The 23,397-nt window shown below is 67.6% G+C and carries 25 protein-coding genes; 7 read left to right on the forward strand and 18 right to left on the reverse strand.

Annotation, left to right across the window (positions count from 1 at the left end; all coding sequences use genetic code 11):
• Positions 1-37 precede the first annotated feature (37 nt).
• A complete protein-coding gene (locus AC1RJ9_RS17950) occupies positions 38-823 on the forward strand; it encodes a hypothetical protein (protein ID WP_492838366.1) in 786 nt (261 codons plus the stop codon).
• 127 nt (positions 824-950) lie between these two features.
• On the opposite strand, the gene AC1RJ9_RS17955 is transcribed toward AC1RJ9_RS17950, so the two are convergent.
• Positions 951-1,307, reverse strand: coding sequence for a DUF2958 domain-containing protein (locus tag AC1RJ9_RS17955; protein WP_492838367.1), 357 nt, complete (start codon positions 1,305-1,307; stop codon positions 951-953).
• On the reverse strand, positions 1,304-2,407 hold the full coding sequence (locus tag AC1RJ9_RS17960; RefSeq protein ID WP_492838368.1) for an ArdC family protein: 1,104 nt from the start codon (positions 2,405-2,407) through the stop codon (positions 1,304-1,306). Before AC1RJ9_RS17960 ends, AC1RJ9_RS17955 begins: the two co-directional genes overlap by 4 nt.
• Positions 2,408-2,836: 429 nt before the next feature.
• Between AC1RJ9_RS17960 and AC1RJ9_RS17965 the strand changes: the two genes are divergently transcribed.
• The 3 genes from AC1RJ9_RS17965 to AC1RJ9_RS17975 all read left to right on the forward strand — a co-directional run bounded on the left by AC1RJ9_RS17965 (position 2,837) and on the right by AC1RJ9_RS17975 (position 4,084).
• Positions 2,837-3,256, forward strand: a complete 420-nt coding sequence (locus tag AC1RJ9_RS17965; RefSeq protein WP_492838369.1) for a hypothetical protein — start codon at positions 2,837-2,839, stop codon at positions 3,254-3,256.
• Positions 3,257-3,358: 102 nt separating this feature from the next.
• Positions 3,359-3,637: an HU family DNA-binding protein gene (locus tag AC1RJ9_RS17970; RefSeq protein WP_492838370.1), complete on the forward strand. Its 279-nt coding sequence runs from the start codon at positions 3,359-3,361 to the stop codon at positions 3,635-3,637.
• Between the two features lie 147 nt (positions 3,638-3,784).
• Positions 3,785-4,084 carry a helix-turn-helix transcriptional regulator gene (locus AC1RJ9_RS17975; RefSeq protein WP_492838371.1) on the forward strand — a complete coding sequence of 100 codons (300 nt, stop codon included), beginning with the start codon at positions 3,785-3,787 and terminating at the stop codon, positions 4,082-4,084.
• A 222-nt stretch (positions 4,085-4,306) separates the two neighbouring features.
• Here AC1RJ9_RS17975 and AC1RJ9_RS17980 read toward each other — a convergent pair whose 3' ends face one another.
• From AC1RJ9_RS17980 to AC1RJ9_RS18025, 10 genes are all read right to left on the reverse strand, one after another.
• On the reverse strand, positions 4,307-5,563 hold the full coding sequence (locus AC1RJ9_RS17980) for a tyrosine-type recombinase/integrase (protein ID WP_492838372.1): 1,257 nt from the start codon (positions 5,561-5,563) through the stop codon (positions 4,307-4,309).
• Between the two features lie 315 nt (positions 5,564-5,878).
• Complete coding sequence (guaA, locus tag AC1RJ9_RS17985) at positions 5,879-7,438, reverse strand: glutamine-hydrolyzing GMP synthase (protein WP_492838373.1); 1,560 nt, start codon at positions 7,436-7,438, stop codon at positions 5,879-5,881.
• Between the two features lie 42 nt (positions 7,439-7,480).
• Positions 7,481-8,758 (reverse strand): RsmB/NOP family class I SAM-dependent RNA methyltransferase, encoded by a 1,278-nt coding sequence (locus AC1RJ9_RS17990; protein ID WP_492838375.1) that lies wholly within the window; start codon positions 8,756-8,758, stop codon positions 7,481-7,483.
• Positions 8,758-9,153: an MAPEG family protein gene (locus AC1RJ9_RS17995; RefSeq protein ID WP_492838377.1), complete on the reverse strand. Its 396-nt coding sequence runs from the start codon at positions 9,151-9,153 to the stop codon at positions 8,758-8,760. The genes AC1RJ9_RS17990 and AC1RJ9_RS17995 overlap by 1 nt, the downstream gene beginning before the upstream one ends.
• 3 nt (positions 9,154-9,156) lie before the next feature.
• Positions 9,157-10,620 carry an IMP dehydrogenase gene (guaB, locus tag AC1RJ9_RS18000; RefSeq protein WP_492838378.1) on the reverse strand — a complete coding sequence of 488 codons (1,464 nt, stop codon included), beginning with the start codon at positions 10,618-10,620 and terminating at the stop codon, positions 9,157-9,159.
• Between the two features lie 91 nt (positions 10,621-10,711).
• The gene (locus AC1RJ9_RS18005) at positions 10,712-11,083 is read right to left on the reverse strand and encodes a type II toxin-antitoxin system VapC family toxin (RefSeq protein ID WP_492838379.1); all 372 of its coding nucleotides are present in this window, start codon (positions 11,081-11,083) and stop codon (positions 10,712-10,714) included.
• On the reverse strand, positions 11,080-11,277 hold the full coding sequence (locus AC1RJ9_RS18010; protein ID WP_492838380.1) for a type II toxin-antitoxin system VapB family antitoxin: 198 nt from the start codon (positions 11,275-11,277) through the stop codon (positions 11,080-11,082). The genes AC1RJ9_RS18005 and AC1RJ9_RS18010 overlap by 4 nt, the downstream gene beginning before the upstream one ends.
• A gap of 91 nt (positions 11,278-11,368) precedes the next feature.
• Positions 11,369-12,415, reverse strand: coding sequence for a potassium channel family protein (locus AC1RJ9_RS18015; protein ID WP_492838381.1), 1,047 nt, complete (start codon positions 12,413-12,415; stop codon positions 11,369-11,371).
• Positions 12,412-13,122 (reverse strand): RlmE family RNA methyltransferase, encoded by a 711-nt coding sequence (locus tag AC1RJ9_RS18020; protein ID WP_492838382.1) that lies wholly within the window; start codon positions 13,120-13,122, stop codon positions 12,412-12,414. The genes AC1RJ9_RS18015 and AC1RJ9_RS18020 overlap by 4 nt, the downstream gene beginning before the upstream one ends.
• Positions 13,119-14,228 (reverse strand): Ppx/GppA phosphatase family protein, encoded by a 1,110-nt coding sequence (locus tag AC1RJ9_RS18025; RefSeq protein ID WP_492838383.1) that lies wholly within the window; start codon positions 14,226-14,228, stop codon positions 13,119-13,121. Before AC1RJ9_RS18025 ends, AC1RJ9_RS18020 begins: the two co-directional genes overlap by 4 nt.
• Positions 14,229-14,391: 163 nt before the next feature.
• Between AC1RJ9_RS18025 and hspQ the strand changes: the two genes are divergently transcribed.
• Positions 14,392-14,721, forward strand: coding sequence for a heat shock protein HspQ (gene hspQ / locus AC1RJ9_RS18030; protein ID WP_125157501.1), 330 nt, complete (start codon positions 14,392-14,394; stop codon positions 14,719-14,721).
• Positions 14,722-14,802: 81 nt separating this feature from the next.
• Positions 14,803-15,687, forward strand: a complete 885-nt coding sequence (gene phhA / locus AC1RJ9_RS18035; RefSeq protein ID WP_492838384.1) for a phenylalanine 4-monooxygenase — start codon at positions 14,803-14,805, stop codon at positions 15,685-15,687.
• Here the strand turns inward: phhA and AC1RJ9_RS18040 are convergent.
• Positions 15,642-16,859, reverse strand: coding sequence for an acyltransferase family protein (locus AC1RJ9_RS18040; RefSeq protein WP_492838385.1), 1,218 nt, complete (start codon positions 16,857-16,859; stop codon positions 15,642-15,644). The genes phhA and AC1RJ9_RS18040 overlap by 46 nt on opposite strands.
• Positions 16,860-16,874: 15 nt before the next feature.
• On the opposite strand from AC1RJ9_RS18040, the gene AC1RJ9_RS18045 reads away from it, so the two are divergent.
• A complete protein-coding gene (locus AC1RJ9_RS18045) occupies positions 16,875-17,795 on the forward strand; it encodes a LytTR family DNA-binding domain-containing protein (protein WP_492838386.1) in 921 nt (306 codons plus the stop codon).
• On the opposite strand, the gene AC1RJ9_RS18050 is transcribed toward AC1RJ9_RS18045, so the two are convergent.
• Genes AC1RJ9_RS18050 through AC1RJ9_RS18070 form a run of 5 tightly spaced genes read right to left on the reverse strand, consistent with a single transcriptional unit; the run spans position 17,792 to position 23,323 of the window.
• Positions 17,792-18,292 carry a GNAT family N-acetyltransferase gene (locus AC1RJ9_RS18050; RefSeq protein ID WP_492838387.1) on the reverse strand — a complete coding sequence of 167 codons (501 nt, stop codon included), beginning with the start codon at positions 18,290-18,292 and terminating at the stop codon, positions 17,792-17,794. The two genes, AC1RJ9_RS18045 and AC1RJ9_RS18050, sit on opposite strands and share 4 nt — an antisense overlap.
• Complete coding sequence (astB, locus tag AC1RJ9_RS18055; RefSeq protein WP_492838388.1) at positions 18,289-19,629, reverse strand: N-succinylarginine dihydrolase; 1,341 nt, start codon at positions 19,627-19,629, stop codon at positions 18,289-18,291. Before astB ends, AC1RJ9_RS18050 begins: the two co-directional genes overlap by 4 nt.
• On the reverse strand, positions 19,626-21,077 hold the full coding sequence (astD, locus tag AC1RJ9_RS18060; RefSeq protein ID WP_492838390.1) for a succinylglutamate-semialdehyde dehydrogenase: 1,452 nt from the start codon (positions 21,075-21,077) through the stop codon (positions 19,626-19,628). The genes astB and astD overlap by 4 nt, the downstream gene beginning before the upstream one ends.
• Positions 21,074-22,078: an arginine N-succinyltransferase gene (locus AC1RJ9_RS18065; RefSeq protein WP_492838392.1), complete on the reverse strand. Its 1,005-nt coding sequence runs from the start codon at positions 22,076-22,078 to the stop codon at positions 21,074-21,076. Before AC1RJ9_RS18065 ends, astD begins: the two co-directional genes overlap by 4 nt.
• The gene (locus tag AC1RJ9_RS18070) at positions 22,079-23,323 is read right to left on the reverse strand and encodes a hydrolase (protein WP_492838394.1); all 1,245 of its coding nucleotides are present in this window, start codon (positions 23,321-23,323) and stop codon (positions 22,079-22,081) included.
• Positions 23,324-23,397 lie beyond the last annotated feature (74 nt).

The following is a 23,397-nucleotide window of genomic DNA, read 5'->3' on the forward strand; positions in this document are numbered from 1 at the left end:
GGCCAGGACTGAGCTTCAACAATCCCGGGGCGTCGAGATGATGACGGAGCCGGTGCATAGGACGCTGGACGCCAACGAGGCGGTGGCCGATGTCGCCTACCGCGCCAGCGAAGTTGTCGCCATCTATCCGATAACCCCGGCCTCGCCGATGGGCGAGTATGCCGACGCCTGGTCGGCCGATGCGCGGCCCAACCTTTGGGGCGCCGTCCCCGATGTCGTCGAAATGCAGTCCGAGGGCGGCGCGGCCGGCGCGGTGCATGGCGCCCTGCAAGCCGGCGCGCTTACGACCACCTTCACCGCATCGCAGGGGCTGCTGCTGATGCTGCCCGACCTGTTCAAGATCGCGGGCGAGCTGACGGCCTTCTGCATGCACGTGGCCGCCCGCAGCCTCGCGACCCATGCCCTGTCGATCTTCGGCGACCATTCCGACGTGATGGCCGTGCGCGGCGCGGGCTTGGCTCTTCTGGCCTCGGGCTCGGCCCAAGAGGCGCAGGACCTCGCCGCCATAGGTCACGCCGCCACCCTGGCCGCGCGCGTGCCTGTGCTGCATTTCTTCGACGGATTTCGCACCTCGCACGAGATCAGCAAGGTCGCACCGCTGGATGACGCGACGCTGCGCGCCCTGCTGGATGAGGACGCCGTGCGGACCCATCGCGCCCGGGCGCCAGACCCTGACCGCCCGGTGCTCCGCGGCAGCTCCCAGAACCCGGATACATTCTTCCAGTGCATGTTGAGCGGCGAGATGACCATCTTGCGCGGGTCGGCGTGGGAGAGTCTCATGGGTCGGCTCCTGTTTTCAGGGGTGAACCGGTCCCGCCCGTGATGCTGTCCAAGGCGAAGGGCGGGACCGGGATGCGCCGGGATTGGCGCGGTCGTCCGACGCCGGGCGGACCCCGCGCGCGGAAGGGCAAATACCGGGTCAGACGGACCGTCCTTGGCGTGATGGGACATCAGGCGGACCATGCCTCGGCCGCGAAGATCGAGCCCAGGCGACGGGCGAGCTGCGCCCACATCGACAGCGGGACACGACCGACAAAGAAACGGTCGCGCTCGATCCGAAAGCCGTGCGGCAGGGCGATGGCCTCGATCTCGTCGAGACTGACGTAGCCCAGCTCGGGAAAGCCCTGGTCCAGGTCGCACAGGCCAAACAGGGTGTCGGCGTCGGCCATGATCTCGGTGATCAGCCAGCGCCCCGGTCCGACCGGGTTGAAAAGCTTGAGCGGCGGGACCGGGTCGCGCTCGTCCTGTGCCGCGCTATTGGCGATCAGCTGGGCCATGATCGCGTCGGAGATCAGGGGCGTTTTCATGCCGCGACCTCCGAGACCGGCGCGGCGTCCCGCGCCTCGCCCTCATCCTTGCCTTGCCCCTCGTCCGCCCGGTCGGGGGCGAAGGCCAACAGGTAGTCGGCCGCTTTGCTGGCCTTGGAGGCGGCGCGGAAGATGGCGCGGTTGTCGTCTTTCAGGATCGCCAGCCAGGACCCGATGTAGTCGGCATGGCGCACGGTGGGCACGACGCCCAAGGCGGCGCAGGTGAAGGCGGCCGACAGCTCGGCGACCAGTTCCTCGAAGCCGTAGGGCTTGGACCCAAAGCGCCCCGACTGGTCGCGGTTGAGGCGCGAGGGATGGCCCGTCCAGTGCGACAACTCGTGCAGGGCCGTGCGGTAATAGTCGATCTGGTGGCGGAAGGCCGGTTGCGGCGGCACGCGGACATAGTCGAGGGCCGGGGCGTAATAGGCCTCGGCGCCACCGATCCGGAAATCGGCGCGGGTCGCGGCGATCAAGGCCTCGACGTGCGGGATGATCTGACGCTCGGGCAAGGGCGCGGGCGCCGCCGCCAAGGTCTCCAGACCTTCGCACTGATCGACGTTGAAGACCGTGAAGCGCTTGAGGAAGGGCACCACGCCCGGCGCGTCGCCCTCGCGGGCGGCGCGGTCCTGTTCGGCCTTGGGGGTGAACTTGTCGGCGAAGACCACGGTGGTCCCGCGCTCGCCGCGCCGCACCTGCCCGCCAGCCTTCTGGGCTTGGCGGAAGGTCAGCCAGCCCTGGGTTTCGTAGCCATGCTCGATGACCGATCCCCACAAAAGCAGGATGTTGACCCCGGAGTAGGTCCGCCCGGTCGCGGCGTTGCGCGGCAGGCCCGGCCCGGTCCCGCCGACCTTGCCCCACGTGACCCAGGGCAGGCGCCCGGCCTCCAGTTCGCCGATGATCCGGCCGGTGACTTCGTCATAGAGGCTGGCGCGCGAACGCTCCGGCTCGCCCTCTCGGCGGGTTTCATCCGGGTCGGCCGAACCGTCGCCCGCCCCACCGCAGGCCGGGGCAGCGCCCCCCGGCCGGGCCGCCGAACCGACGGCGGACGTTCTTGACGCAAGCTTGACCGTTCCCTGACGGCCTTTCCGGGAAGAGCGCATGAGGTGGCCTCCATCCCCGCCCCAAACCCCGCGTCCTTTCGCCGGAAAGGGGGGTGGGCGGCGATGAGCGACCGGAGAGGCCCGCCGCAGCGGGCGGCGGCACCCGAAGGGCCGCAACGCAGTGGAGGACCGGCCGAAGGCCGGTTGCCGCCGTCCGTGGCGGGCCTAGAAGGGCGCGTCGCCCCCCCTTTTGGAGAAAGGATCTTCAGATAAGTCATCGCGCGCCGCGCGATGGCCTTATGCGGGCCAACGGCCCGCCCCTGCGCCAGTGATCGTGATCCGTATGGGACGAGACCCACCTTCGGGGCTCGGCGGCCTTGGCCGTAGAGCGCGATCGCGGCGTGACGCGAGGCGCCTAACCTTGCCCGGCGGCTTTGACGTCGAGGCCGGACTGCCGGACAACAGGGCTCCCCTGGCGAGGATTTCCCGATGACCGATGCCCCTTGGACTGAAATGGAACGCCGCGCCCTGGCCCGCGCGACGCTGGCGCTGGTCGAGACCTGCGTGCGCAACACCAAGATCGAGGATTGGCACGCCGGCCGCGAAGTCATCAGCCCGGCCGGCGACTTCAGCGAGGTGAAGATCATCAGCCCCGCGGGGGAAATCCCCTACCTTAAGGCATCGCGCATTTCCGACGCCGAGATGAAGGCCTGGATGATCGAGGTCACCAACCGCGTCTTCACCTTCCTCAGCTTCCCCGACCAGCCCATCCAACTGGGCGGCGCGGCCCGCTGGAACACACCCAAGCTCGACGTGAAGATGGCCCAGGGCATTCGCAATCGCATCGCGATCCGCGACGGCGCCGATCCCGCATCGATCTACGGCGGGCGCGCGCTCGACCTGGATTAGTCGTCCCCGGTTTGCTCCAGGTCGACGACCGCGCTCGATCCAGGATGACAAATCAGCGCCGCGCGGCTCGTTTGGCCGGCCCAACACCGCAGGAGCTTTTCCATGAACGTTTCAGACCTCGTCGAAGCCGCCGTGGCCGCCGAGCCCAAGCTCACCAAGACCCAGGCCAAGGCCATGATCGACGGCGTCTTCAAGGCGCTGACCGACGCCGCCGTGAAGGGCGAGGAAGTCTCGATCCCGGGCTTTGGCAAGTTCAAGGTCCAGGCCAAGCCAGCGCGCACCGGCCGCAATCCCTCGACGGGCGCGACGATCGAGATCGCCGCCAGCAAGAAGGTCGCCTTCACCCCGGCCAAGCAACTGAAGGACGCCGTCAACGGCTGACGATACGGCGGCGCGACCCAGGTCCCGAACGGACCGCGGTCGCGTCGCCCCGCCGTCTTGTTGCCTTTGATTTCGGCCCGCGCCGATCGCCGCTTGTCGGTTGCGCGCTCTATCGGCGGCGCAGCAGGGTCACGGCGTGAGGACGCCATGACCCAAACCCCTTCCCCTGACAAAGCCCGGACCGCCGACGGCCCGCCCCTGCGTGCGATCCGCCGCGCCCAGCTCCATAAGATCGTCCCGCTGGCCGACACGACCATCTACGAGATGGAGCGGCGCGGCGAATTCCCCCGCCGCCTCGCCCTGACCCGCCGCCGCGTCGTCTGGGATCTGGCGGAGGTCGAGACCTGGCTGGCCGAGCGCAAGCGGCAAGCTCAGGAAGGGACCCAAGAGCGCGCGCCCCTGCCCGATGTCCGCGACCGCAAGACCCGACCGGTCAGGAACCGATAGTCGAGCAGCACGGCACGACAGCTTTCGGGGGTGATGCCTCGGGCCGGGCGCCGCCCCGGGGCGCAGTCCTGACCCGGCGCGGTGGCGAGGCCGCCGAAGGGGTCACCGTCGTGGCGGGCGTGCGCCGACCTGGACCTGACTGTCCCTACTGAACGGTCGGCGCCGAACCGGTCGATCAGCCGGTAGAGCGTCTCGTTTACACCGAGAGGGTCGGGGCGGCGTTCAGGCCCGTGGATCCAGCGTGACCCCGTGGATGTCAGCCGGCTTCAAGGTCGGGACATGACGCTCGCCCCGCACCCAGGCGTCGATCATGTCCGCCCACTCCTGAAGCATGTGCCGGCGCTGCTGGGCGTACTCGGCGACATTGTGGACGCGACGGGAGGTTCGCCGATCGACGTGGGCCAGGCACTTCTCGATCCAGTCGCTTTCGAACCCGATCTCGTTGAGCAGAGTCGAGCCCGTCCGGCGCAGGTCGTGGTCCGTGAACGGCGCGAGCGGGAGCCCCTGCGCCTTGGCCCGCTCGGCAATGCTCATGGTCACGCGGTTGAACGTAGCCCGCGACATGGGCTGATCGGCCTCATAGCGCGAGGGCAGGAGGTACGGCGAGTTTCCTGCGCAGGTCTTCAGCGCGATCATGATGTCGAGGGCCTGGGTCGACAGGTAGATGTTGTGGGCCCGGCTGGCCTTCATCCGGGCAGCGGGAATGCTCCAGATCGCGTTGACGAAGTCGACCTCGTCCCAGGTGGCGTCCTGCAGCTCGCTCTTGCGCACCAGGGTCAGCAGGATGAGCTTCATGCCAAGCCGGATCGTCGGCAAGGTCGGGACCTGCTCAAGGAGCGGATAGAGCAGCCGGATCTCCTTGGGCGACAACGCCCGCTCGCGCGGCGTGAAAGACCAGATCGACGACGGGCTGACGTCCTTGGCGGGGTTTTCCACCTTCTCGCCGTGCAGGCGCGCGAAGGCGAAGATCAGGTTGATCTGATCTCGGATGTGGATGGCGGTCGCGGGCGCCCCACGATCCTTCACGAGTTGGCAGAGCGCGCGAACATCGCCCGGTTCGATCTCGGTCAGCATCCGGTTCTTGAAGGCCGGCTCGACGTCGCGCTCGTAGATCGCGCGGCGCATGGCGCGAGTGCTGTCGGCCATGCGGCCTTCCTCGATCCACTTCCGCCCGAAATCGGCGAAGGTCTTGGCCGCCTTGATGCGCGCCTTGTCACGCTGCTTTTCGATCGCCGGCGAGACCCCTTCTCTCACCCTGCGCCGAGCTTCCATCCCAAGCTCGCGCGCCTTCAACAGACTGACGCCATCGCGCCCGTAGCGACCTAGCGTCGGGGTCTCCCGGCGGTTGTTGATCCGGTAGTCGAGCCGGAAGGTGATGGGCCCGGCGGGAGAGACCAGGACGTAAATACCGTCACGGTCCGCGACCTTGTACGGTTTCTTTTTTGGTTTCAAAAACTTGAGTGCGGCATCGGTGAGCATGGACGGCCTCCTTCTTGCCCCGAAAACCGGCGAAAAGGCCGTAAAATACCGTCACGCCCAAAACGGCATGTCGGGAGCACCTTTTCTGAGGAAATTCAGGGGCTTGATGTGAGAAAAAATACCGTCAGGCCTGACTTGCCTGACGGTATCAGCCGCTCGCCCTCGCGAGCAAGATCGCGGGCGTACCGTCAATCGCACGAAATTTGAACTGGCTCCCCTCGATCGTCGCCGATCGTTGGAGAGCCAGAATACTTATTATTCCAATGATTTAACCGATATTCGCGATGGTCCGCGAAGGTCCCCGACGGCCCTGAATCATTCCCACTCGATAGTGCCAGGCGGCTTGCTGGTCACGTCGTAAACTACCCGGTTGACCCCTCGGACTTCATTGATGATCCGCGTGGCCGTCTTGCCCAGGATCGGCCAGGGGAACTCGAAGAAGTCGGCGGTCATGCCGTCGGTCGAAGTCACCGCGCGCAGGGCCAGGACGTTTTCGTAGGTGCGCGCGTCGCCCATGACGCCGACCGTCTTGACCGGCAGCAACACGGCGAACGCCTGCCAGATCTGGTCGTACAGGCCGGCGTTGCGGATCTCTTCCAGATAGATGGCGTCGGCGTCCTGCAGGACCTTGACCTTCTCGGGCGTGATCTCGCCGGGGATGCGGATGGCCAGGCCCGGGCCGGGGAACGGGTGACGACCGACGAAGGCCGGGGCCAGGCCCAGTTCGACGCCCAGGGCGCGGACCTCATCCTTGAAGAGCTCGCGCAGCGGTTCGACGAGCTTCAGCTTCATGTAGTCCGGCAGGCCGCCGACATTGTGGTGGCTCTTGATCACGGCGGAGGGACCGCCGCGGGCCGAGACGCTCTCGACGACGTCGGGATAGAGCGTGCCCTGGGCCAGGAACTCGGCGCCGTCGATCTTGGCGGCTTCCCTGTCGAAGACCTCGATGAACAGACGGCCGATGGTCTTGCGCTTGGTCTCGGGGTCGCTGACGCCGGCCAGCTCGCCCAGGAACAGGTCGCCGGCGTCCACGTGGACCAGCGGGATGTTGTAGTGGTCGCGGAACAGGGTGACGACCTGGTCGGCCTCGTTCTTGCGCAGCAGGCCGGTGTCGACGAACACGCAGGTCAGCTGGTCGCCGATCGCCTCGTGAATCAGGACGGCGGCCACCGAGCTGTCGACGCCGCCCGAAAGGCCGCAGATCACCCTGCCGGTCCCGACCTGGTCGCGGATCCTCGTGACCATCTCCTGGCGGAAGGCCGCCATGGTCCAGTCGCCCTTCAGCCCGGCCAGGGCCAGGAAGTTCTTGTAGATCTTCGAGCCGTTGACGGTGTGGACCACCTCGGGGTGGAACTGGACCGCATAGATCTTCTTTTCGTCATTGGCGATGGCCGCGAACGGGGCCCCGGTCGAGGTGGCGATGACCTCGAAGCCCTCGGGGATGGCGGTGACGCGGTCGCCGTGGCTCATCCAGACGGTTTCCAGCTCGCCAATGCCGGCCAGGCCCTGGAACAGCGGACTGTGTTTGCCGATGGTCAGCTCCGCGCGGCCGAACTCGCCGGCGTGGCCACCCTCGACCCTGCCGCCCAGCACGTCGCACAACAGCTGCTGACCGTAGCAGATGGCCAGCATCGGCAGACCGAGGTCGAACAACTTGCGGCCGATACGGGGGCTGTCGTCCTCGAGCACGCTGGCGGGGCCGCCCGACAGGATGATGGCGGCGGGCTTGTAGTCGTCGACCAGGGCCTCGACCTTGTCGAACGGATGGATCTCGCAATAGACGCCGGCCTCGCGCACCCGGCGCGCGATCAGTTGGGTCACCTGGCTGCCGAAGTCGACGATCAGGACGCGCTGGTGTTCGGTTTCGGTGGTCATCGGCTAGTCTCCAGCGGTCTTCGTTTCAATCAGGGCGTCAGGTCAGGGCGTGTACGAGGATCGCTCCAGCACGGCGGCGAAGAAGCCGTCCGTCCCGGCGCGATGAGGGCTCAGGCGCAGATAGCCTTCGGGCGTGACGTGCTCGACGCCGTCCAGGGCGATCGGCTTCACGGTGAATTCGGGGTGGCGTTCAAGGAAGCCGGCGACACGGTCCTCGTTCTCGTCGACCAGCAGCGAGCAGGTCACATAGACCATGCGTCCTCCGGCCTTCACGAAGGTCGAGGCGTCCTCCAGCACGCTATCCTGCTCGATCTGACGCTTGACCAGTTGGTCGGGCGACAGGCGCCATTTCGCATCGGGATGTCGGCGCCAGGTGCCGGAGCCCGTGCAGGGCGCGTCGACGAAGACGACGTCGATCTTGCCTTCCAGGCCCTTCAGCGGCGTGGCCTCGATCGGCGAGCGGATCTGCAGGTTGCGAACCCCTGCCCTCTGGCCGCGCCGGATGCAGTCGGCCAGACGCCGGGCGTCGCTGTCATGGGCGAAGATCTGGCCGGTGTTGCCCATGGCGGCGGCGAGCGCGAGGGTCTTGCCGCCGCCGCCGGCGCAGAAGTCCAGCACCTGCTTGCCCTTGACCTCGCCGGCCACGGCGGCGGCGATCTGGGAGCCGAGGTCCTGGACCTCGAACCAGCCCTTGGAGAAGGCCGGCACCGCTTCGACCGACGGCGCGCGGTCGGCGGCGGCCGGAGCCGGGATGCGGAAGGCGTTGGGCAGGATCCCCGCCGGCGCGGCGTGGATCGGGGCCAGGGCCTTGGCGGCGCGATCAGCGTCGGTCTTCAGGGTGTTGACCCGCAGGTCGACCGGGGCGCGTTCGGCCAGGGCTTGCATCTCGACCGCCTGGTCCGCGCCGAAGGCGCGCACCAGACGCTCTTCCAGCCAGTCGGGATAGTCGCCCGTCACCGGGGCCGGAGCCGCGTCCAGCGAGATCGGGTGAGCCAGACGTTCACGCTCGCCATCGGTCAGGGCGCCGAAGCCATGCTCTTCCGAGGCCGCCTCGGCGATGCGGTCAGACGTCCATTTCCAGGTGAAGGCCAGCACACCCAGCACCGCCCCACGCGCGCTCGCATCGCCCATCATCCAGCCCAGCGAGCGCTTGCGGCGAAGGGCGTCCAGGACCAGGCCCGAAACGAAGGCGCGGTCCTTGGAGCCGGCGTAGCGCGCGGTCTCGCCCCAGCGCTTCAAGGCCATCTTCGAGGGAAAATGCCGCGTCTCGATCTCGGTCAAAACCTCGATCGCCGCCGAAACCCGTCCGCCGTCGCGCATCAGACCACCAGGGCCGCGAGCAGCATCAAGATCCCGACCATCGAGGCGACCCAGGTCAAGCTGCGCACATAGGGCACGCCGAAGGCATAGAGCGGGATATAGACGGCGCGCGCCGCCACATAGATCAGCGCGCCCAGCGAGGTGAGCTCGCCCAGGCGACCGCCGAGATAGTCGACCAGCACCAAGACCGCGAAGAACGGAAACGTCTCGCGGAAGTTGGCGAAGGCGCGTTCCAGGCGCCCCGCGACGCCGGTCAGCACGACCGGCTCATCGCGGGGGCCCGCATTCCACTTCAAGCCGCGCTGGGGCTGGGCGGCCGCGGCCGCCCACAGCAGGTGGACGATCCCGATCAGGACCGCCGCCGCCAGCATCTGAAGCTCGAAGGCCATCCGCATCGCCTAGACCGCGCTCGGATAGTTCGGGGCTTCGCGGGTGATCATCACGTCGTGGACGTGGCTTTCACGCAAGCCCGCGCCCGTGATGCGCACGAACTTGGCGCGCGCCTGCAGTTCGGGGATGGTCGGCGCGCCGACATAGCCCATGGCCGCGCGAAGCCCGCCGACCAGTTGGTGCAGCACTGGCGAGATCGGCCCCTTGAACGGGGTCTGGCCCTCGATGCCTTCCGGCACGAGCTTGAAGCTGTCCGTCACTTCCTTCTGGAAATAACGGTCGGCCGAGCCTCGGGCCATGGCGCCCACCGAGCCCATGCCGCGATAGCTCTTGTACGAGCGGCCCTGGTAGAGGAACACCTCGCCCGGCGCCTCTTCGGTGCCGGCGAACATCGAGCCCATCATGGCGGTCGAGGCCCCGGCCGCTATGGCCTTGGCCAGGTCGCCCGAATACTTGATGCCACCGTCCGCGATGATCGGCACGCCGCTCTCGCGCCCCGCGCGCACGGCTTCCATGATCGCGGTCAGCTGCGGCACGCCCACGCCCGCGACAATGCGGGTAGTGCAGATCGAGCCCGGGCCGATGCCCACCTTCACCGCGTCGGCGCCGGCGTCGATCAGGGCGCGGGCGGCGTCGTAGGTGGCGATGTTGCCGGCCACGATCTGGACGCGGTTGGCTTCGCGCTTCAAGCGCGAGACGGCCTGGGCGACCTGACTGGAGTGACCATGGGCCGTGTCGATGACGACGACGTCGACGCCAGCGTCCACCAGGCCCATCGAGCGCTCGAAGCCGGCGTCGCCGACGGTCGAGGCGGCGCCGACCAGCAGGCGGCCCTTGTCGTCCTTGGCGGCCAGGGGGTGAGCCTGGGCCTTCTCGATGTCCTTCACCGTGATCAGGCCGACGGCGCGATAGGCCTCGTCGACGACGATCAGGCGTTCGATCTTGTGCTTGCGGAGCAGCTCGCGCGCCTCGCGGTGATCGATCCCCTCGCCCACAGTGATCAGGCCCTCGCGGGTCATCAGCGCCGAGGCCGGGACCTTGTCGTCGCCCTCGAAGCGCATGTCGCGGTTGGTCAGGATGCCGACCAGCTTGCCCGAGCCGCGTTCGACCACCGGGAAACCCGAGATCTTGCGGCGGGCCTTGATCTCGCGGATCTCGGCCAGGGTGGTGTCGGGATGGATGGTCAGCGGATTGATGACCATGCCGCTTTCGTAACGCTTGACCTCGCGCACCTGATCCGCCTGCTCCTCATTGGTGAGGTTGCGGTGCAGGATGCCCAGGCCGCCGGCTTGCGCCATGGCGATGGCGAGGCGGCTTTCGGTCACCGTGTCCATGGCGGCGGACACGAGCGGAATGTTCAGACTGATTTCACGCGTGAACCGGGTCTCGGTCGTCACCTGGGTCGGCATGACGTCGGACGGGCCGGGTTCGAGCAAAACGTCGTCGAAGGTGAGCCCTTCGCGAATCTCCATCGGAGTCTCCATTTTGCGGCGCGTATGTAGCCGCGAGGCCGCCGGTTGTCGACCCGTTGAGCGCGCCTTCTTCAGCAAATTGTGCGCTGCGTCAGGCCAAGGGGTCCGCGCGAAGGTCGAGGCGCTCGGCGACAGCGGCCTGGCGCTGGTCACAAGTCCAGACCCTGACGCCCGCGGTCAGCTTGGCGCTGGCCAGCAAATGGACATCGATATAGCCGACGCCAAGGCCATGGAGACGGTTGGCTTCGATGAAGCTCAGAACCTCGTCGTCGGTCGCGGACACGGCGCGCGGCATTTGCCGCAATAACTCGAGCACTATTGGCCGGTTGCGCAGATTGCCCAACGCCAGTTCGCCGATAACAAAAGGATGAGTCAGGACCCCGCCTTCACCGAGCAGCCGCACGAGCCCTGCATTCGTGGTTCGCAGGTGGTCGACCCAAATGGATGTGTCGACCAGGATCACGCCGGTTCGAGACGCCGACGCGGAATGTCCTTGAGGTCGGGTTCACTGCCGCCGAGCAACGCCAGGCGGCGCGCGCTCTCTCGTTCGACCAGAGCCTTGAGCGCTTCACGCACCAAGGCCGTCTTCTCCCCAATCCCGGTCAGGGCCATCGCCCGTTCCAGCAGATCGTCGTCGAGCGCCAATGTCGTCCGCATGCCGCTTCTCCTTGCAGCACGAAATCTAGCATCCAATGATGCTGGCATCCATGCAAGAAGGGCCGCGCCCGCAATCCAGGCGATAGCAGCTTCAGCCGGCGAGGGCCGAAAGGCCCACACGGCCTAGCTTCGCGACGATCGAGACACCGTCGCCGGCATGAATGAGGTCTTCCGGCTTTGGGGCGTCGACTACGCGCCCATCGACGCGGTCGATTCGAACCACCAGCAACCCTCCGCCACGACGCTCGAACTCCCCGACCGTCACACGCCTAGCCGCGAAGGACGCGGGCGCGGTCACGACGCTGAGATCCAGCCCCAGGGCCGCCAAGCGCGCTTCCTGCTGGCTCGTGTCGGACTGTGCGCCGCGCAGAAAGTTGGCCAGCTTCGGGTAGAGGATGATCTCGGCGATCCGCTCGGCGCCGATATGGGTGGGCATGACCACCTTGTCCGCGCCGGCCTGGATCAGCTTGCGCTCAGTCGTAGGGCGCTCGCCGCGGGCGATGATCTCGAGCTTGGGATTGAGGCTGCGGGCCGACAAGGTGATGAACACATTGGCCGCGTCGTCTGGCAGGACCGTGGCCAGAACCTTGGCCCTCTCGACACGCATCGCGCGCAGGATATCCTCGTCGGTCGCGTCGGCATGACGGCAGAGATAGCCGAGATCCCGCGCTTCCTGGCAGCGCGCCTCGTCGCGCTCCACCACCACGAAGGTCTCGCCCGCCGAGGCTAGCTCGCCGGCCAGCATGAGCCCGATACGGCCAAAGCCGCAGATGATGATGTGGCCGTCCAGCCGGTCGATGTCGCGTTCCACGCGCTTTCCAAAGAACTGTTCGAGTTGAGATTGGGTGAGCGCCTGCACCAGCGAACCGGTGACCACGATCACCCCCGTGCACCCGAACACCATCGTGGCCATGGTGATCAGGTGCAAGTAGTCGGTGTCGATCGGTCTGACTTCACCGTAGCCTACCGTGAAAATGGTCAGGGTCACCATGTAGATGGCGTCGTCGAACGACCAGCCAGCGCCCAGATAGCCAGCAATGGAGAAGAGGCCGACCAAAAGAACGAAAACGACCGAGATCGCCAGATTGCGAAACGGCCGCGCGACCAGCGCCCCAATCGCGCCCCCCGGCCGGCTCACCGTCCCTTGAACCCCGTCGCGACCAGGAAGACCTCTGAGCTGTCGGCGCGGCTGGCCTTGGGCTTGAAGTGCTGGACCTTGTCGAAGTGACGCTTGAGACGCCCGATCACCTCGGCCGTCTCGCCGCCCTGGAAGGCCTTGGCGACGAAGGCGCCGCCCGGCTTCAGCACGTCGATGGCGAATTCGGCGGCGATCTCGATCAGGCCGACGATGCGCAGGTGGTCAGTCTCGCGGTGCCCGACGGTATTGGGCGCCATGTCGGACAGGACGAGGTCCGGCGCCCCGTCCAGCAGTTCCAGGAGCTTGCCTGGCGCGTCGTCGGCGGTGAAGTCCATCTCCAGCAGGTGCGCCGGCGCCACCGGATCGACGGGCAGCAGGTCGATGCCGGCCAGTTGGGTCACGCCACGCTCGACGGCGATCTGCAGCCAGCCGCCCGGGGCGCAGCCCAGGTCGATGACCTTCGCGCCCTTATGGAAGAAGCGGAACTTGTCGTCGATCTCGCTGATCTTGAAGGCCGCGCGGCTGCGATAGCCGAGGGCGCGGGCCTTGGCCGAGAATGGGTCGTTGATCTGGCGCTCCAGCCAGGCCTGCTGGCTGGGCGTGCGGCCATAGGCCGTCTTCAGGCGCGCGGGCTTGGCGCGGCCGCCTTCGGTGCCGCCGGCCGGCGGCTTGACCATGCGCTTGCGGGGGGGCTCTTCATCGCTCATGCGGATACCGGCTTCTTGGACGATCCGCCGCGACGACGCCGACGCGGGCGCTTCTGTTGGTCGGACATCAGGGACATCAGAAGCCCCTCTCTAAGCCCTCGGTCGGCGACGCGCACGCGCGAACATGGCCACAACTCCTGAACGGCCTGGAGAATGGCCGCGCCGGCAAGGACGAGATCGGCTCGATCCGCGCCGATGCACGGCTCCAGGGCCCGCTCGGCCGCCGTCAGCCCCTGCAGGCGTTCAGACGCGACGTCGCAGTCGGCGCGGTCCATCCAGAGGCCGTCGACGATGTTGCGGTCGTAGCGCGGCAGGCCCAGATGCAGACCCGCCAGGCTGGTGATCGCGCCGGACGTGCCGATCAGGTGGGCCCTGCCCTCGGCGAAGATCTCGCGCATCGGCTCGGCGTGCGGGAAAGCCTCGATCCGGGCCTTGACGTCGTCGACCATGGCCCGGAACCAGCCTTCCTCGGCGCGCTCGCCCTCGGGGAAGCGCTCGGCCAGGGTGACGACGCCCACGGGAATCGACAGCCAGGCCTTGATCGGCAGCTTCCACGCGGCGAACTGGCGCGGCTTGGCGTCGAGGCCGCCGCCCTTCAGGTCGACCCATGACAGCTCGGTCGAACCACCGCCGACATCGACCACCAGGGCCGCATCCTGCTCGCGGTCGAACAGGCTTATGCAGCCGGCGACGGAAAGCTGAGCCTCCTCGCGTGGGCTGATGATCTGCAGCTTGAGGCCGGTTTCCTCCTGCACGCGCCTGACGAAGTCGGGACCATTTGTCGCACCCCGGCAGGCCTGGGTGGCCACAGCCTTCACGCGGATCGCCTTGCGGCGACGGATCTTCTCGGCGCAGACCTTCAGGGCCGCCAGCGAGCGTTCCATGGCCGCCTCGGACAGTTGGCCGGTCTGCGACAGCCCTTCGCCAAGACGCACGATGCGGGAATAGGCCTCGACGACGCGAAACCCGCGCGGCGTGGGCGTGGCCACCAGAAGGCGGCAGTTGTTGGTCCCCAGGTCGAGCGCCGCGTAGCAAGCGACGGACTCATCCTGAGACCTCCGGCGCCGGCCGTGTGGCGCGCCGGGCGCGCACGGCGCCTCCGACATGGTCTCTACTACCTGTCTCGCAGGTCTTCGCGAACGGTCGCGAAACCTCACTTCGAGTCGACCATAGCACGCTGTTCGCCTCTCGGAAGGCGCCCGCTTGTGTTCCGCGTGCTGACCTCTACGTTCAGGATTCAGTCAGGTCCGCCCGGCTATTCTCAACGCCATGAACTCGAGACTCGCCAAATTCGCGATCGGACAGGTCGTCAGGCACCGCATCTTCCCGTTCCGGGGCGTGGTGTTCGACGTCGACCCCGTGTTCGCCAATACCGAGGAGTGGTGGCAGTCCATCCCGGAAGACATCCGGCCGACCAAGGACCAGCCCTTCTACCACCTGCTCGCCGAGAACGAGGACAACAGCTACGTCGCCTATGTGTCCGAGCAGAACCTGCTGCCCGACGACAGCGGCGAGCCCGTCGGCCACCCGCAGACGGCGGTGATCTTCGAGTCGTTCGATCACGGGCTTTACAAGCTTCGTCCCCGAATTTCCCACTAGGCGGCACGCTTCTCCGCCGAACACGGTTCTGGGCGCAAACTCCGAACAGCATTTGCCAAATACGGGGCGTAGCGTCGTCGCATGAGCGGAGATGGCTTTAGCAAGGGACCGCCCCCGGGCGCCCGTCCCGACTGGACGATCGATCAAGGCTGGGAAACCTATTCCCAGGCCGAGCACGATGTCTGGATCACCCTATATGAGCGCCAGGCCGACATGCTGCATGGCCGCGCCTGCGACGCGTTCATGCGCGGCCTCGACGCGCTGGACCTGCACCGCACGGGCATTCCTGACTTCAATCGCATCAACGAGGAGCTCCAGCGCCTGACCGGTTGGAGCGTGGTCGCCGTGCCGGGCCTGGTGCCCGACGATGTGTTCTTCGATCACCTGGCCAATCGCCGCTTCCCGGCCGGCCAGTTCATCCGCAAGCCGCATGAGCTGGACTACCTGCAGGAGCCCGACATCTTCCACGATGTCTTCGGCCACGTCCCGATGCTGACCGATCCGGTGTTCGCCGACTACATGCAGGCCTATGGCCGGGGCGGCCAGCGGGCGGTGGGCCTGGGTCGCCTTACCAACCTCGCCCGTCTCTACTGGTACACGGTGGAGTTTGGCCTGATGAAGACGCCGGCGGGTCTGCGGATCTACGGAGCCGGCATCGTCTCGTCGCGCGCGGAGTCGATCTTCGCCCTGGACGATCCCTCGCCCAACCGCATCGGTTTCGACCTGGAGCGGGTGATGCGCACCAACTACCGGATCGACGACTTCCAGCAGGCCTATTTCGTGATCGACTCGATCCAGACCTTGCAGGAGGTGACGCTGCGCGACTTCAGCGCCCTCTATGAGCGTTTGACGGGCGCCAGCGAGATCGGTGTCGCCGAGATCCTCCCCGGCGACACCGTCATTACGCGCGGCACACAGGCCTATGCGAAAGCCGGCGGGCGCTTGGCTTCGGCCGCGGCCGGCTGACCCTTCAGGCCGAACAGGATCCGCACGCCGGGGATGCGCCGGACGACCTCGTAGGTAGCGAAGCAGCCGGCGAACGTCGCCACGATCAGGATCGCGCCCTCCAGCCCCTGGGGCAGGCCCAGCTTGGCCAGATGGTAGGCCATGACCACGATCAGGGTCTGGTGCACCAGGTAGAACGGGAAAACGCCCAGGGTCAGGTAGCGCAGCGCCGGCCCGCCCTTGTTGGCCAGATGCTTGGCCCCGAAGCCCAGGATGGCGATGATGGCGCACCAGGTGTCGGTGGCGAACACGAAGCGCATCAGCAGCTTCAGCTGCGGCGGCGGGACGGCGCTGTCGCTGCGATAGGTCCAGACATAGACGCTCCACCCCGCCCAGGCGGCGATAGCGATGATCAGCGCCGGCCAGCGCACGGCCGTCAGGTGATCGCGCAGCACTTCGGACTTGGCGAGACCGAAACCCAGCAGGAAGGCGCTGAACGAGACGGCGTGGACATAGTGGTCGCCGACCAGGGCGTGGGTCTCGCCATACTTGGCGTAGAGCGTGGCGCGCAGCATCCCCAGGAACAGGATCGGCCAGACGAACAGACCCACGCCCTTCAGCGTCCACTCAGCCGCCTTCTGAATGTGCCGGCCGGCCTTTTTCCAGACCAGCAGCATGGCGGCCAGGACCAGGGTGTAGAACAACAGATAGGCGACGAACCACATGTGGTTCCAGGTCGGGGTGGTCAGGCACTCGCCGTCGGTGCCGCACCAGTGGCCCGAGGCCGTGGCGTAGCGGACCCAGAAGTTGTCGACCGTGAGGCCACTGTTCGGGTGCAGGGCGATGTACTCGACCACCTGATAATAGGACTGCGGCGGCACGATCACGAACATCGCGAACAGCAGTGGCGGCAGCAGGCGGGCGACCCGGGCCCACGTCAGCTTCCCGACCGGCGTCTTGTCCGCCATGAACCGCGTCGCCGCGCCGGAGACCAGGAACAGGAGGGTCAGGCGCCACGGATTGGTCAACAGCATGAAGGGCATCAGCCCCTCGACCACGTGCGGCGACTTCACGTGCCATTCCCACGGCACGTAGAACATGCCCGTATGGTAGAGGATCAGCAGGAAGAACGCGCCGACCCGAATCCAGTCGAGGTCATAGCGCCGGTCGAGGGGTAAGGCAGTCGTGGTCATGAAGAGGCGTCCGGCTTGAAAAGCGATGCCAAGGACCTGACGCAGCGCGCCCCGGTCAGCCAAGCGTCCGGGGATCAGCGGTCGCTGGCTGGGACGACCGGAAAGGCTTCAGGGACCAACGGCGGGCTTTTCGGGATGACCGGCGAGGAACGCCTATGGCTAACCCGCGCCTGGATTCTTGGAGCCTGCCTGATCGCGGCGATCACGGTGGTCAACGTCCTGACCATCCAGCACGACGCGCCGAGACTGGGCGTGATCCGGCCGGCGATCTGGGAGGTCAGCAGCGCGCTGGTCACCATGGTCATCTTCGGCATTCCGGCGACCATGGCCCTCTGGATGGTGCGCAAGCAGCCGCGCTGGTGGCAGGCCGTCCCGGCGCACCTCGTAGCCGTATTCGTCTATTCGGTCCTGCACGTCTCCAGTTTCGTGGCTCTGCGCAAGCTCGGTCACGCCGTCATTCTGCACGAGGGTTACGACTTCGGGCCGCTCTCGTCCGAGTTCCCCTACGAGTTCCGCAAGGACATGATGTCTTACGGCCTGGCGACGATTATCTATTGGCTGGCCCTGCGGCGCAGCGCCCAGGGGCCGATGGGCGTCCAAGCCCCCGCCCTGCCCGCCACCTTCGACATCCAGGATGGCGCGCGGCTCATCCGCGTGCCCGTCGCCGACATCGCGGCCGTGCGCTCCGCCGGCAACTACGTGGAGTTCGTCCTGGCTGACGAACGCCGGCCGCTGATGCGCTCGTCGCTGAGCGCGGTGCACGCCGGTCTCGCCGCGCACGGCTTCGTGCGCTGCCACAAGTCCTGGCTGGTCAATCGTTCACGGGTCACGGGGCTGAAGCCCGAGGGCTCCGGCGACTACGCCGTGGAGTTGGGCACGTTGGAGGTTCCGCTGTCGCGGCGCTATCCCGAGGCCCTGGCGGCTCTGAAAAGCTAGAGCAGCATTCCCATCAGGATGTCGTCCTCGAACCGGCCGTCGGGATAGCGGCCACGCTTGGGCTGACGCCCCTCCTGCTGGAAGCCTAGGCGCTCGTAGAGCCGGATGGCGTCCGGATTGCCCGCCCCGGCCGCGAGCTCGATGCGCAGCACCGGAGGGCTCATGGTGCGCGCCTCGGCGATCAGGGCCATGAAGAGCTTGGAGCCGATGCCTCGCCCTTGGTGATCCGGCTGGACCGCGACCGTCACCCCGCCCAGCACGTGGGCGAAGAGCGCGATATGCTCACGGCGCGCATGGATCTCGCCGCAGATGCTCCCCTCTTGATCGACCGCCACGAGGCAAACGCCGCCTGGCGTCTCGATCACGCCGCGAACATAGGCCTCCGTGATTTCGTCGGGCGTGCGCGCCAATCGCCCAGGCTGAACCGCCGCGGCCTTGTGCGTGGCCAAGATCCCGGAAAGGTCGTCAAGGCTCGCCTGCCGGATAGTGACGCTCATGACGCCCTCTGAAATGGATAGAAGTCTCCGCCAAGGTCTAGGATCTGGCTGAGTTCGTCCAGAGCCTCCCGACATTCTGTCAACAGGTCGGGGTCGGCCAAGTCCGCCGGAGCCAGGCGGTCGCGATAGCGGCGGCGCACCCAGTCGGCCAAGGTGGTGTGCAGAGCCGGCGTGAACCGCTGGGCGGGATTCGTCGCCGCCAGCTCGGCGTCGGTCAGGACCACCCGCAAACGCAAGCAGGCAGGCCCGCCGCCATTGCGCATGCTTTGGCGGACGTCGACATACTCCACGCGCCCGACCGGACCGTTGGACGAGGCCAGGCTCTCAGCGACCGCGAAGGCGCGCGGGTTGTCGCGTGTCTCGGCCGGGGCCAGCAGCACCAGGCGGTCCTCCCCCGGGATCACCAGAAGCTGCGAATTGAACAGATAGCTAGCCACGAGATCGGCCATCGGGAGGTCAGCCTCCGAAACCTCGACGAAGGCCGGCTCGAACAGCCCCTCGGCGGCGTCACGAATATCTCGCTCGATCCCGGCGCGATCCTCGAAGGCGCGTTCGTGGAAGAACAGACACTCCCGCGTGCCGACGCAAACCACGTCGTTGTGGAACGCCCCGCCCTCGATCGCCGCGCGGCCCTGCTGCGGAAACACCGCCCGCGCCGCGTCATGGCGGCGCTGGATGGCCTCGAAGGCCTCGCGAGTCTGGCGGGCCGGGAACTTGCCGTCCCAATGGCCCCAAGCCTCGCGCCCCCAGACGAACAGGTTGACGCCCGGCGCGCCGTGTTCAGCGCAGAGCCGGACGTGGTTGGCCGCGCCCTCGTCGGCGAAGTGCGGCTGGGCCGGCAGCGGGTCGTGGACGGCGAAACGGGCTTCGTCCGGAAACAGACGACGCAGGGCGCGCGTGGTCTGCGGGCCTTCCAGGCTGCGATGCAGGTTGGTCAGCAGGTTGGCCGGCGTGAAGTGGACACGGCCGTCAGTCGTATCGGCGCTGGTCGTCACCGTCGCGGCGTTGGCGGCCCACATCGGCGAAGCCGAACAGGCGGCGGCGGCCAGCGCCGGCGCATCCTTCCAGGCCTGTTCGATCACCGCCGCTTCCGAACCGGAAAAGCCTAGGGATTTCAGAAGACTTACAGCCGGCCGCTCATGCGGTGGCAACACGAACTGCGGGATCCCCAGATCCGCCAGGCGGCGCATCTTGCCAAGCCCTTCCAGCGCCGCGCCCCGCGGGTTCGACGCCTCGCCGGCGTTCTTCTGGCTGGCCAGGTTCCCCGGCGAGAGACCGACGTAGGAGTGGGTCGGCCCGACCAGGCCGTCGCAATTGGCCTCGATCGCGCTGCTCATCCGCGCAGGCCCTTGATGTCCTTCAGGGTGTCGGTGATGGCCGGCGCCTCGAAACTGGCGATGGGATAGGCGCAGTAGTCAGCGGCATAGTAGGCGCTGGGCCGATGGTTGCCCGAGGCGCCCAGACCGCCGAACGGCATCGACCCCGCCGCGCCCGTCGTCGGCCGGTTCCAATTCACGACTCCCGCGCGGATACGACTCAGGAATTGATCCCAACGCTTTGATTCGTTGGAGATAAGCCCCGCCGACAGACCATAGCGCGTGGCGTTGGCGGCTTTCAGCGCGTCGTCGTAGCTGGCCACGCGGCGCACCTGCAGCCATGGGGCGAACAGCTCCTCGTCGGGCGTGTCGACGCCGGTGACGTCGACGATCCCGGGCGTCACGAAGGCCTCGCTGAGCCCCTCGACCGACCTTAGCGAACGGATGCGCTCACCGCCCATGGTGTCAGCGATGGCGCGAGCGGCCTCGGCGGCGCGGGCCGAGATCAGCGGACCCATGAAGGTCTCGCCTTCCCCGTTCCAAGGTCCAATCGAGAGCCGGTCGGCCAAGGCCGCTGTCGCCTCGATCACCTTCCGGCCAAAGGCGTCGTCCGGCACGATCAGCCGCCGCGCGCACGAGCAGCGCTGGCCCGTGGTGATGAAGGCCGACTGCACGACCAGCGCCGCCACGGCCTCGGCGTCATCTCCGTCCCAGGCCACCAGCGGATTGTTGCCGCCCAGTTCCAGGGCCAGGATCACATCGGGTCGGTCGGCGAAGTGGCGGCGGAAGAAGGTTCCGGCCGCCGCCGAGCCGGTGAACAGCAGGCCGTCGATCGCCTGGTTGATCAACGCCTGACCGGTCTCACGGTCACCTTGAACGAGGTTGACGACGCCCGCCGGCACGCCAGCCGCCTCCAACGCCTCGATCATCAGCTGACCCGCCAGAGGCGTCTCCTCCGACGGCTTGAACACCACGGTGTCGCCCGCCAGCAGGGCCGGCACGATGTGGCCGTTGGGCAGGTGGCCGGGAAAGTTGAACGGCCCCAGCACCGCCATGACGCCATGGGCCCGATGGCGCAGCACGGCCCGGCCGAACGGCATGGCGTTCTCGGTGACGCCCGTACGCTCGTCATAGGCCTTGATCGACAGGTCGACCTTGCCGGCCATGGAGCCCAGTTCGGCCCTGGTTTCCCACAGAGCCTTGCCAGTCTCGCGGCTCAGGGCCTCGGCGAAAGCGGCGGTGCGCTCGACCAGGATCTCCTTGTAGCGGCGCAGGACAGCGATGCGCGCCTCGCGCGGCTGGTCGGCCCAGGCGGGGAAGGCCCGGTGCGCCGCGGCCACGGCCTCGGCGACGTCGGCCTCGGTGGCAGCCGCCTCGCGCCACACCGCCTCGCCGGTCGCCGGGTCGGTCGAGACCAGCTCCGGACCGCGCCCCGAACGCCACTTCCCGTCGATGAACAAGCCGCTCATGCCTTCACCCGCACCATGTCGCCTTCGCCTACGCCCAGAGCCTGGGCCGTCTCTCGTCCCAGGATCGCGTTCTCGCCATCGATCAGCACGGGCGCTCGCGCCGCCCGGAACCGGGCCAGGGCGCCGCTGGAGACCAAGGCCTCCTCACCGAATGCGTCCTCGCCAATCTTCACCCGCAGGCTGCGCGCATCCCGCACCGTCTTGATGTCGTCGCGGCGCGCGGCGACGGTCGGCCCCGCGTCGAAGATGTCGATCAACCCCTGATAGCGAAAGCCCTCGGCCTCCAGCATGGCCCGCGCCGCCTCGCCCTCGCGGTGGACACGGCCCAGCACCTCGCTGGCTTCCTGGGGCAGCAACTCGGCATAGATCGGATGGCGCGGCGCCAGGTCGAGGATGAACTGGCCATCGGTCGAGGCGCTCATCATGTCGGCCTCGTCGAACTCCAGGCGGAAGAACTTGCTGGCCACGTGGTCCCAGAACGGGCACCCGCCATCCTCGTCGAACCAGCCGCGCAGTTCGGCCAGCACCATTTCGGCGAAGCGCTGGGGCTCCAGGCCGATCAGCATGTAGCGCGACTGGGCCAGCAGGCGCCCCGCCCCGCCCTTGCGGCGCTCGGGCCGCAGGAACAACGAGCCGACCTCCGACCAGCCGGCGCATTCGTTGACCAACACCAGGGCCCGGTGATCGAAGCGCTTTTCGAGAGTCGGCGACGACTGGGCCAAGGTGACCACCCGGAAGGAGAAGTGCGGCCGCTTCAGCCCCACGCCCGCCTTGACCCCGGCGACGCCGATCAGGTCATTGGCCTTCAGGTCCTCCAGCATCAGGGTGTACCAGGCCTCGGGCGGGGCGACGCCGGACTGAAAGCTGGCTTCGGAGAGGGCCAGGCGGGCGCGCAAGGTGGGCTCGTCCTCGGGCAGGCTGGTGAAACCGCGCCCGGACAGCACGGCCAGTTCCATTAGGGCGTCGAAGTCGGCGGAGCCGGCGGGACGGACGACAAGCATTCAGACACTCCCCATGGCCGCGCGGATCGCTCTGGCGTCGATCTCGCCGCTGGCCAGTTTCATCAGGATCAGCGCCGAGAGCTGCGCGCGCTCGACGAAGCTTTCGGGAAAGGCGTGCTCGGCCTCGCTGTGGATATCGCCGCCGCGCACACCCAGGGTGTCGACGTTCGGCAGGCCCGAAGCGAACAGGTTGTTGCCTTCGCAGACGCCGCCCGACGGCTTCCAGGCGATGTCCTGCCCGAGCAGTGCCCCGACGTCCTTCACCGCTCCGAACAGCTGTTGCTGGGCGGCGTTGAACGGCTTGGCGCCGCGGGTGATCAGGCCGTGCAGATGGGCGTGCAGGTCATCGCCGACCTCGCCGACGATGCGCGCGACTTCGGCTTCGAACCAGGCCGCGGCCTGCGCTTCCGGGAAGCGGACGTTGAAGCGGACCACGGCTACGTCCGGCACCATGTTCAGCGGCGCGCCGCCGTCGATGCGGGCGACATTGACCGTGACGCCGTCGCGGCGGCCGTTCAGGCCGTGCAGCTTCTCGGCCACGCGCGCCGCGCCGATGATGGCGTTGCGGCCGGCGGCGAAGTCACGGCCGGCATGGGCCGCGCGGCCGTGGATGACGATGTGGAAGTTGCCCGAGCCCTTGCGCGCGGAGGCCAAAGCCCCATCCGCGAGAGCCGGCTCATAGGTCAGGCCGACATGGCCGCGCCGCGCGAAGTCCGCCAGCACCGGCCCCGAGGCGATCGAACCGATCTCCTCGTCGGGCGACAGCAGCACGCGGTAGCCGAGATTATGCGAGTCCGGGTGGGCTTCGAAGCCTTCGAGCGCCGCCAGCATCACCGAAATGCCGCCTTTCATGTCGGCGATGCCCGGGCCGTGCAGCGCGCCGTCGGGACGCGTGCGGACGACCTGGAACGGGCTCGTCTCGGGATAGACGGTGTCATAGTGGCCGGTCAGCACGACCTGCACCGGGGCCTCGGGGCGCACCACGACAGCCAGGGACGGCGGGTGATGAAACTCGGTCTCGCGGCCGTCGGCGGCGATCTCCCGCGACGGCGACAGCGGCGTCTCGATCGGCGCGGCGGGCAGGCGCGCGGCCGCGTCGAGCAGAATTTGCCTCTGGCGCTCCAGCCCGGCCAAGTGCCGGCTACCGGAGTTGATGGCGCACCAGTCTACGGCGCGGTCGACGATCAGGCCGCCATCGCGCGCGATGTGATCCAGAACCGCGCGATCTTCTGAATTGAGTCGCATGAAAAGCCTGTCCTCCCTCAGTCAAGATAACCAAGGGCCGCGGGTAAAACGTTGTCACCTCCGGGGAGGTAACC

The sequence above is a fragment of the Caulobacter sp. GW822-FHT07D08 genome (assembly GCF_058798735.1).

Excerpts from the sequence above, each read along its gene's own strand:
- AC1RJ9_RS17950 (WP_492838366.1), top strand. The coding sequence starts at position 38 with ATGATGACGGAGCCGGTGCATAGGACGCTGGACGCCAACGAGGCGGTG.
- AC1RJ9_RS17955 (WP_492838367.1), bottom strand. The coding sequence starts at position 1,307 with ATGAAAACGCCCCTGATCTCCGACGCGATCATGGCCCAGCTGATCGCC.
- AC1RJ9_RS17960 (WP_492838368.1), bottom strand. The coding sequence starts at position 2,407 with ATGCGCTCTTCCCGGAAAGGCCGTCAGGGAACGGTCAAGCTTGCGTCA.
- AC1RJ9_RS17965 (WP_492838369.1), top strand. The coding sequence starts at position 2,837 with ATGACCGATGCCCCTTGGACTGAAATGGAACGCCGCGCCCTGGCCCGC.
- AC1RJ9_RS17970 (WP_492838370.1), top strand. The coding sequence starts at position 3,359 with ATGAACGTTTCAGACCTCGTCGAAGCCGCCGTGGCCGCCGAGCCCAAG.
- AC1RJ9_RS17975 (WP_492838371.1), top strand. The coding sequence starts at position 3,785 with ATGACCCAAACCCCTTCCCCTGACAAAGCCCGGACCGCCGACGGCCCG.
- AC1RJ9_RS17980 (WP_492838372.1), bottom strand. The coding sequence starts at position 5,563 with ATGCTCACCGATGCCGCACTCAAGTTTTTGAAACCAAAAAAGAAACCG.
- guaA (WP_492838373.1), bottom strand. The coding sequence starts at position 7,438 with ATGACCACCGAAACCGAACACCAGCGCGTCCTGATCGTCGACTTCGGC.
- AC1RJ9_RS17990 (WP_492838375.1), bottom strand. The coding sequence starts at position 8,758 with ATGCGCGACGGCGGACGGGTTTCGGCGGCGATCGAGGTTTTGACCGAG.
- AC1RJ9_RS17995 (WP_492838377.1), bottom strand. The coding sequence starts at position 9,153 with ATGCGGATGGCCTTCGAGCTTCAGATGCTGGCGGCGGCGGTCCTGATC.
- guaB (WP_492838378.1), bottom strand. The coding sequence starts at position 10,620 with ATGGAGATTCGCGAAGGGCTCACCTTCGACGACGTTTTGCTCGAACCC.
- AC1RJ9_RS18010 (WP_492838380.1), bottom strand. The coding sequence starts at position 11,277 with ATGCGGACGACATTGGCGCTCGACGACGATCTGCTGGAACGGGCGATG.
- AC1RJ9_RS18020 (WP_492838382.1), bottom strand. The coding sequence starts at position 13,122 with ATGAGCGATGAAGAGCCCCCCCGCAAGCGCATGGTCAAGCCGCCGGCC.
- AC1RJ9_RS18025 (WP_492838383.1), bottom strand. The coding sequence starts at position 14,228 with ATGTCGGAGGCGCCGTGCGCGCCCGGCGCGCCACACGGCCGGCGCCGG.
- hspQ (WP_125157501.1), top strand. The coding sequence starts at position 14,392 with ATGAACTCGAGACTCGCCAAATTCGCGATCGGACAGGTCGTCAGGCAC.
- phhA (WP_492838384.1), top strand. The coding sequence starts at position 14,803 with ATGAGCGGAGATGGCTTTAGCAAGGGACCGCCCCCGGGCGCCCGTCCC.
- AC1RJ9_RS18040 (WP_492838385.1), bottom strand. The coding sequence starts at position 16,859 with ATGACCACGACTGCCTTACCCCTCGACCGGCGCTATGACCTCGACTGG.
- AC1RJ9_RS18050 (WP_492838387.1), bottom strand. The coding sequence starts at position 18,292 with ATGAGCGTCACTATCCGGCAGGCGAGCCTTGACGACCTTTCCGGGATC.
- astB (WP_492838388.1), bottom strand. The coding sequence starts at position 19,629 with ATGAGCAGCGCGATCGAGGCCAATTGCGACGGCCTGGTCGGGCCGACC.
- astD (WP_492838390.1), bottom strand. The coding sequence starts at position 21,077 with ATGAGCGGCTTGTTCATCGACGGGAAGTGGCGTTCGGGGCGCGGTCCG.
- AC1RJ9_RS18065 (WP_492838392.1), bottom strand. The coding sequence starts at position 22,078 with ATGCTTGTCGTCCGTCCCGCCGGCTCCGCCGACTTCGACGCCCTAATG.
- AC1RJ9_RS18070 (WP_492838394.1), bottom strand. The coding sequence starts at position 23,323 with ATGCGACTCAATTCAGAAGATCGCGCGGTTCTGGATCACATCGCGCGC.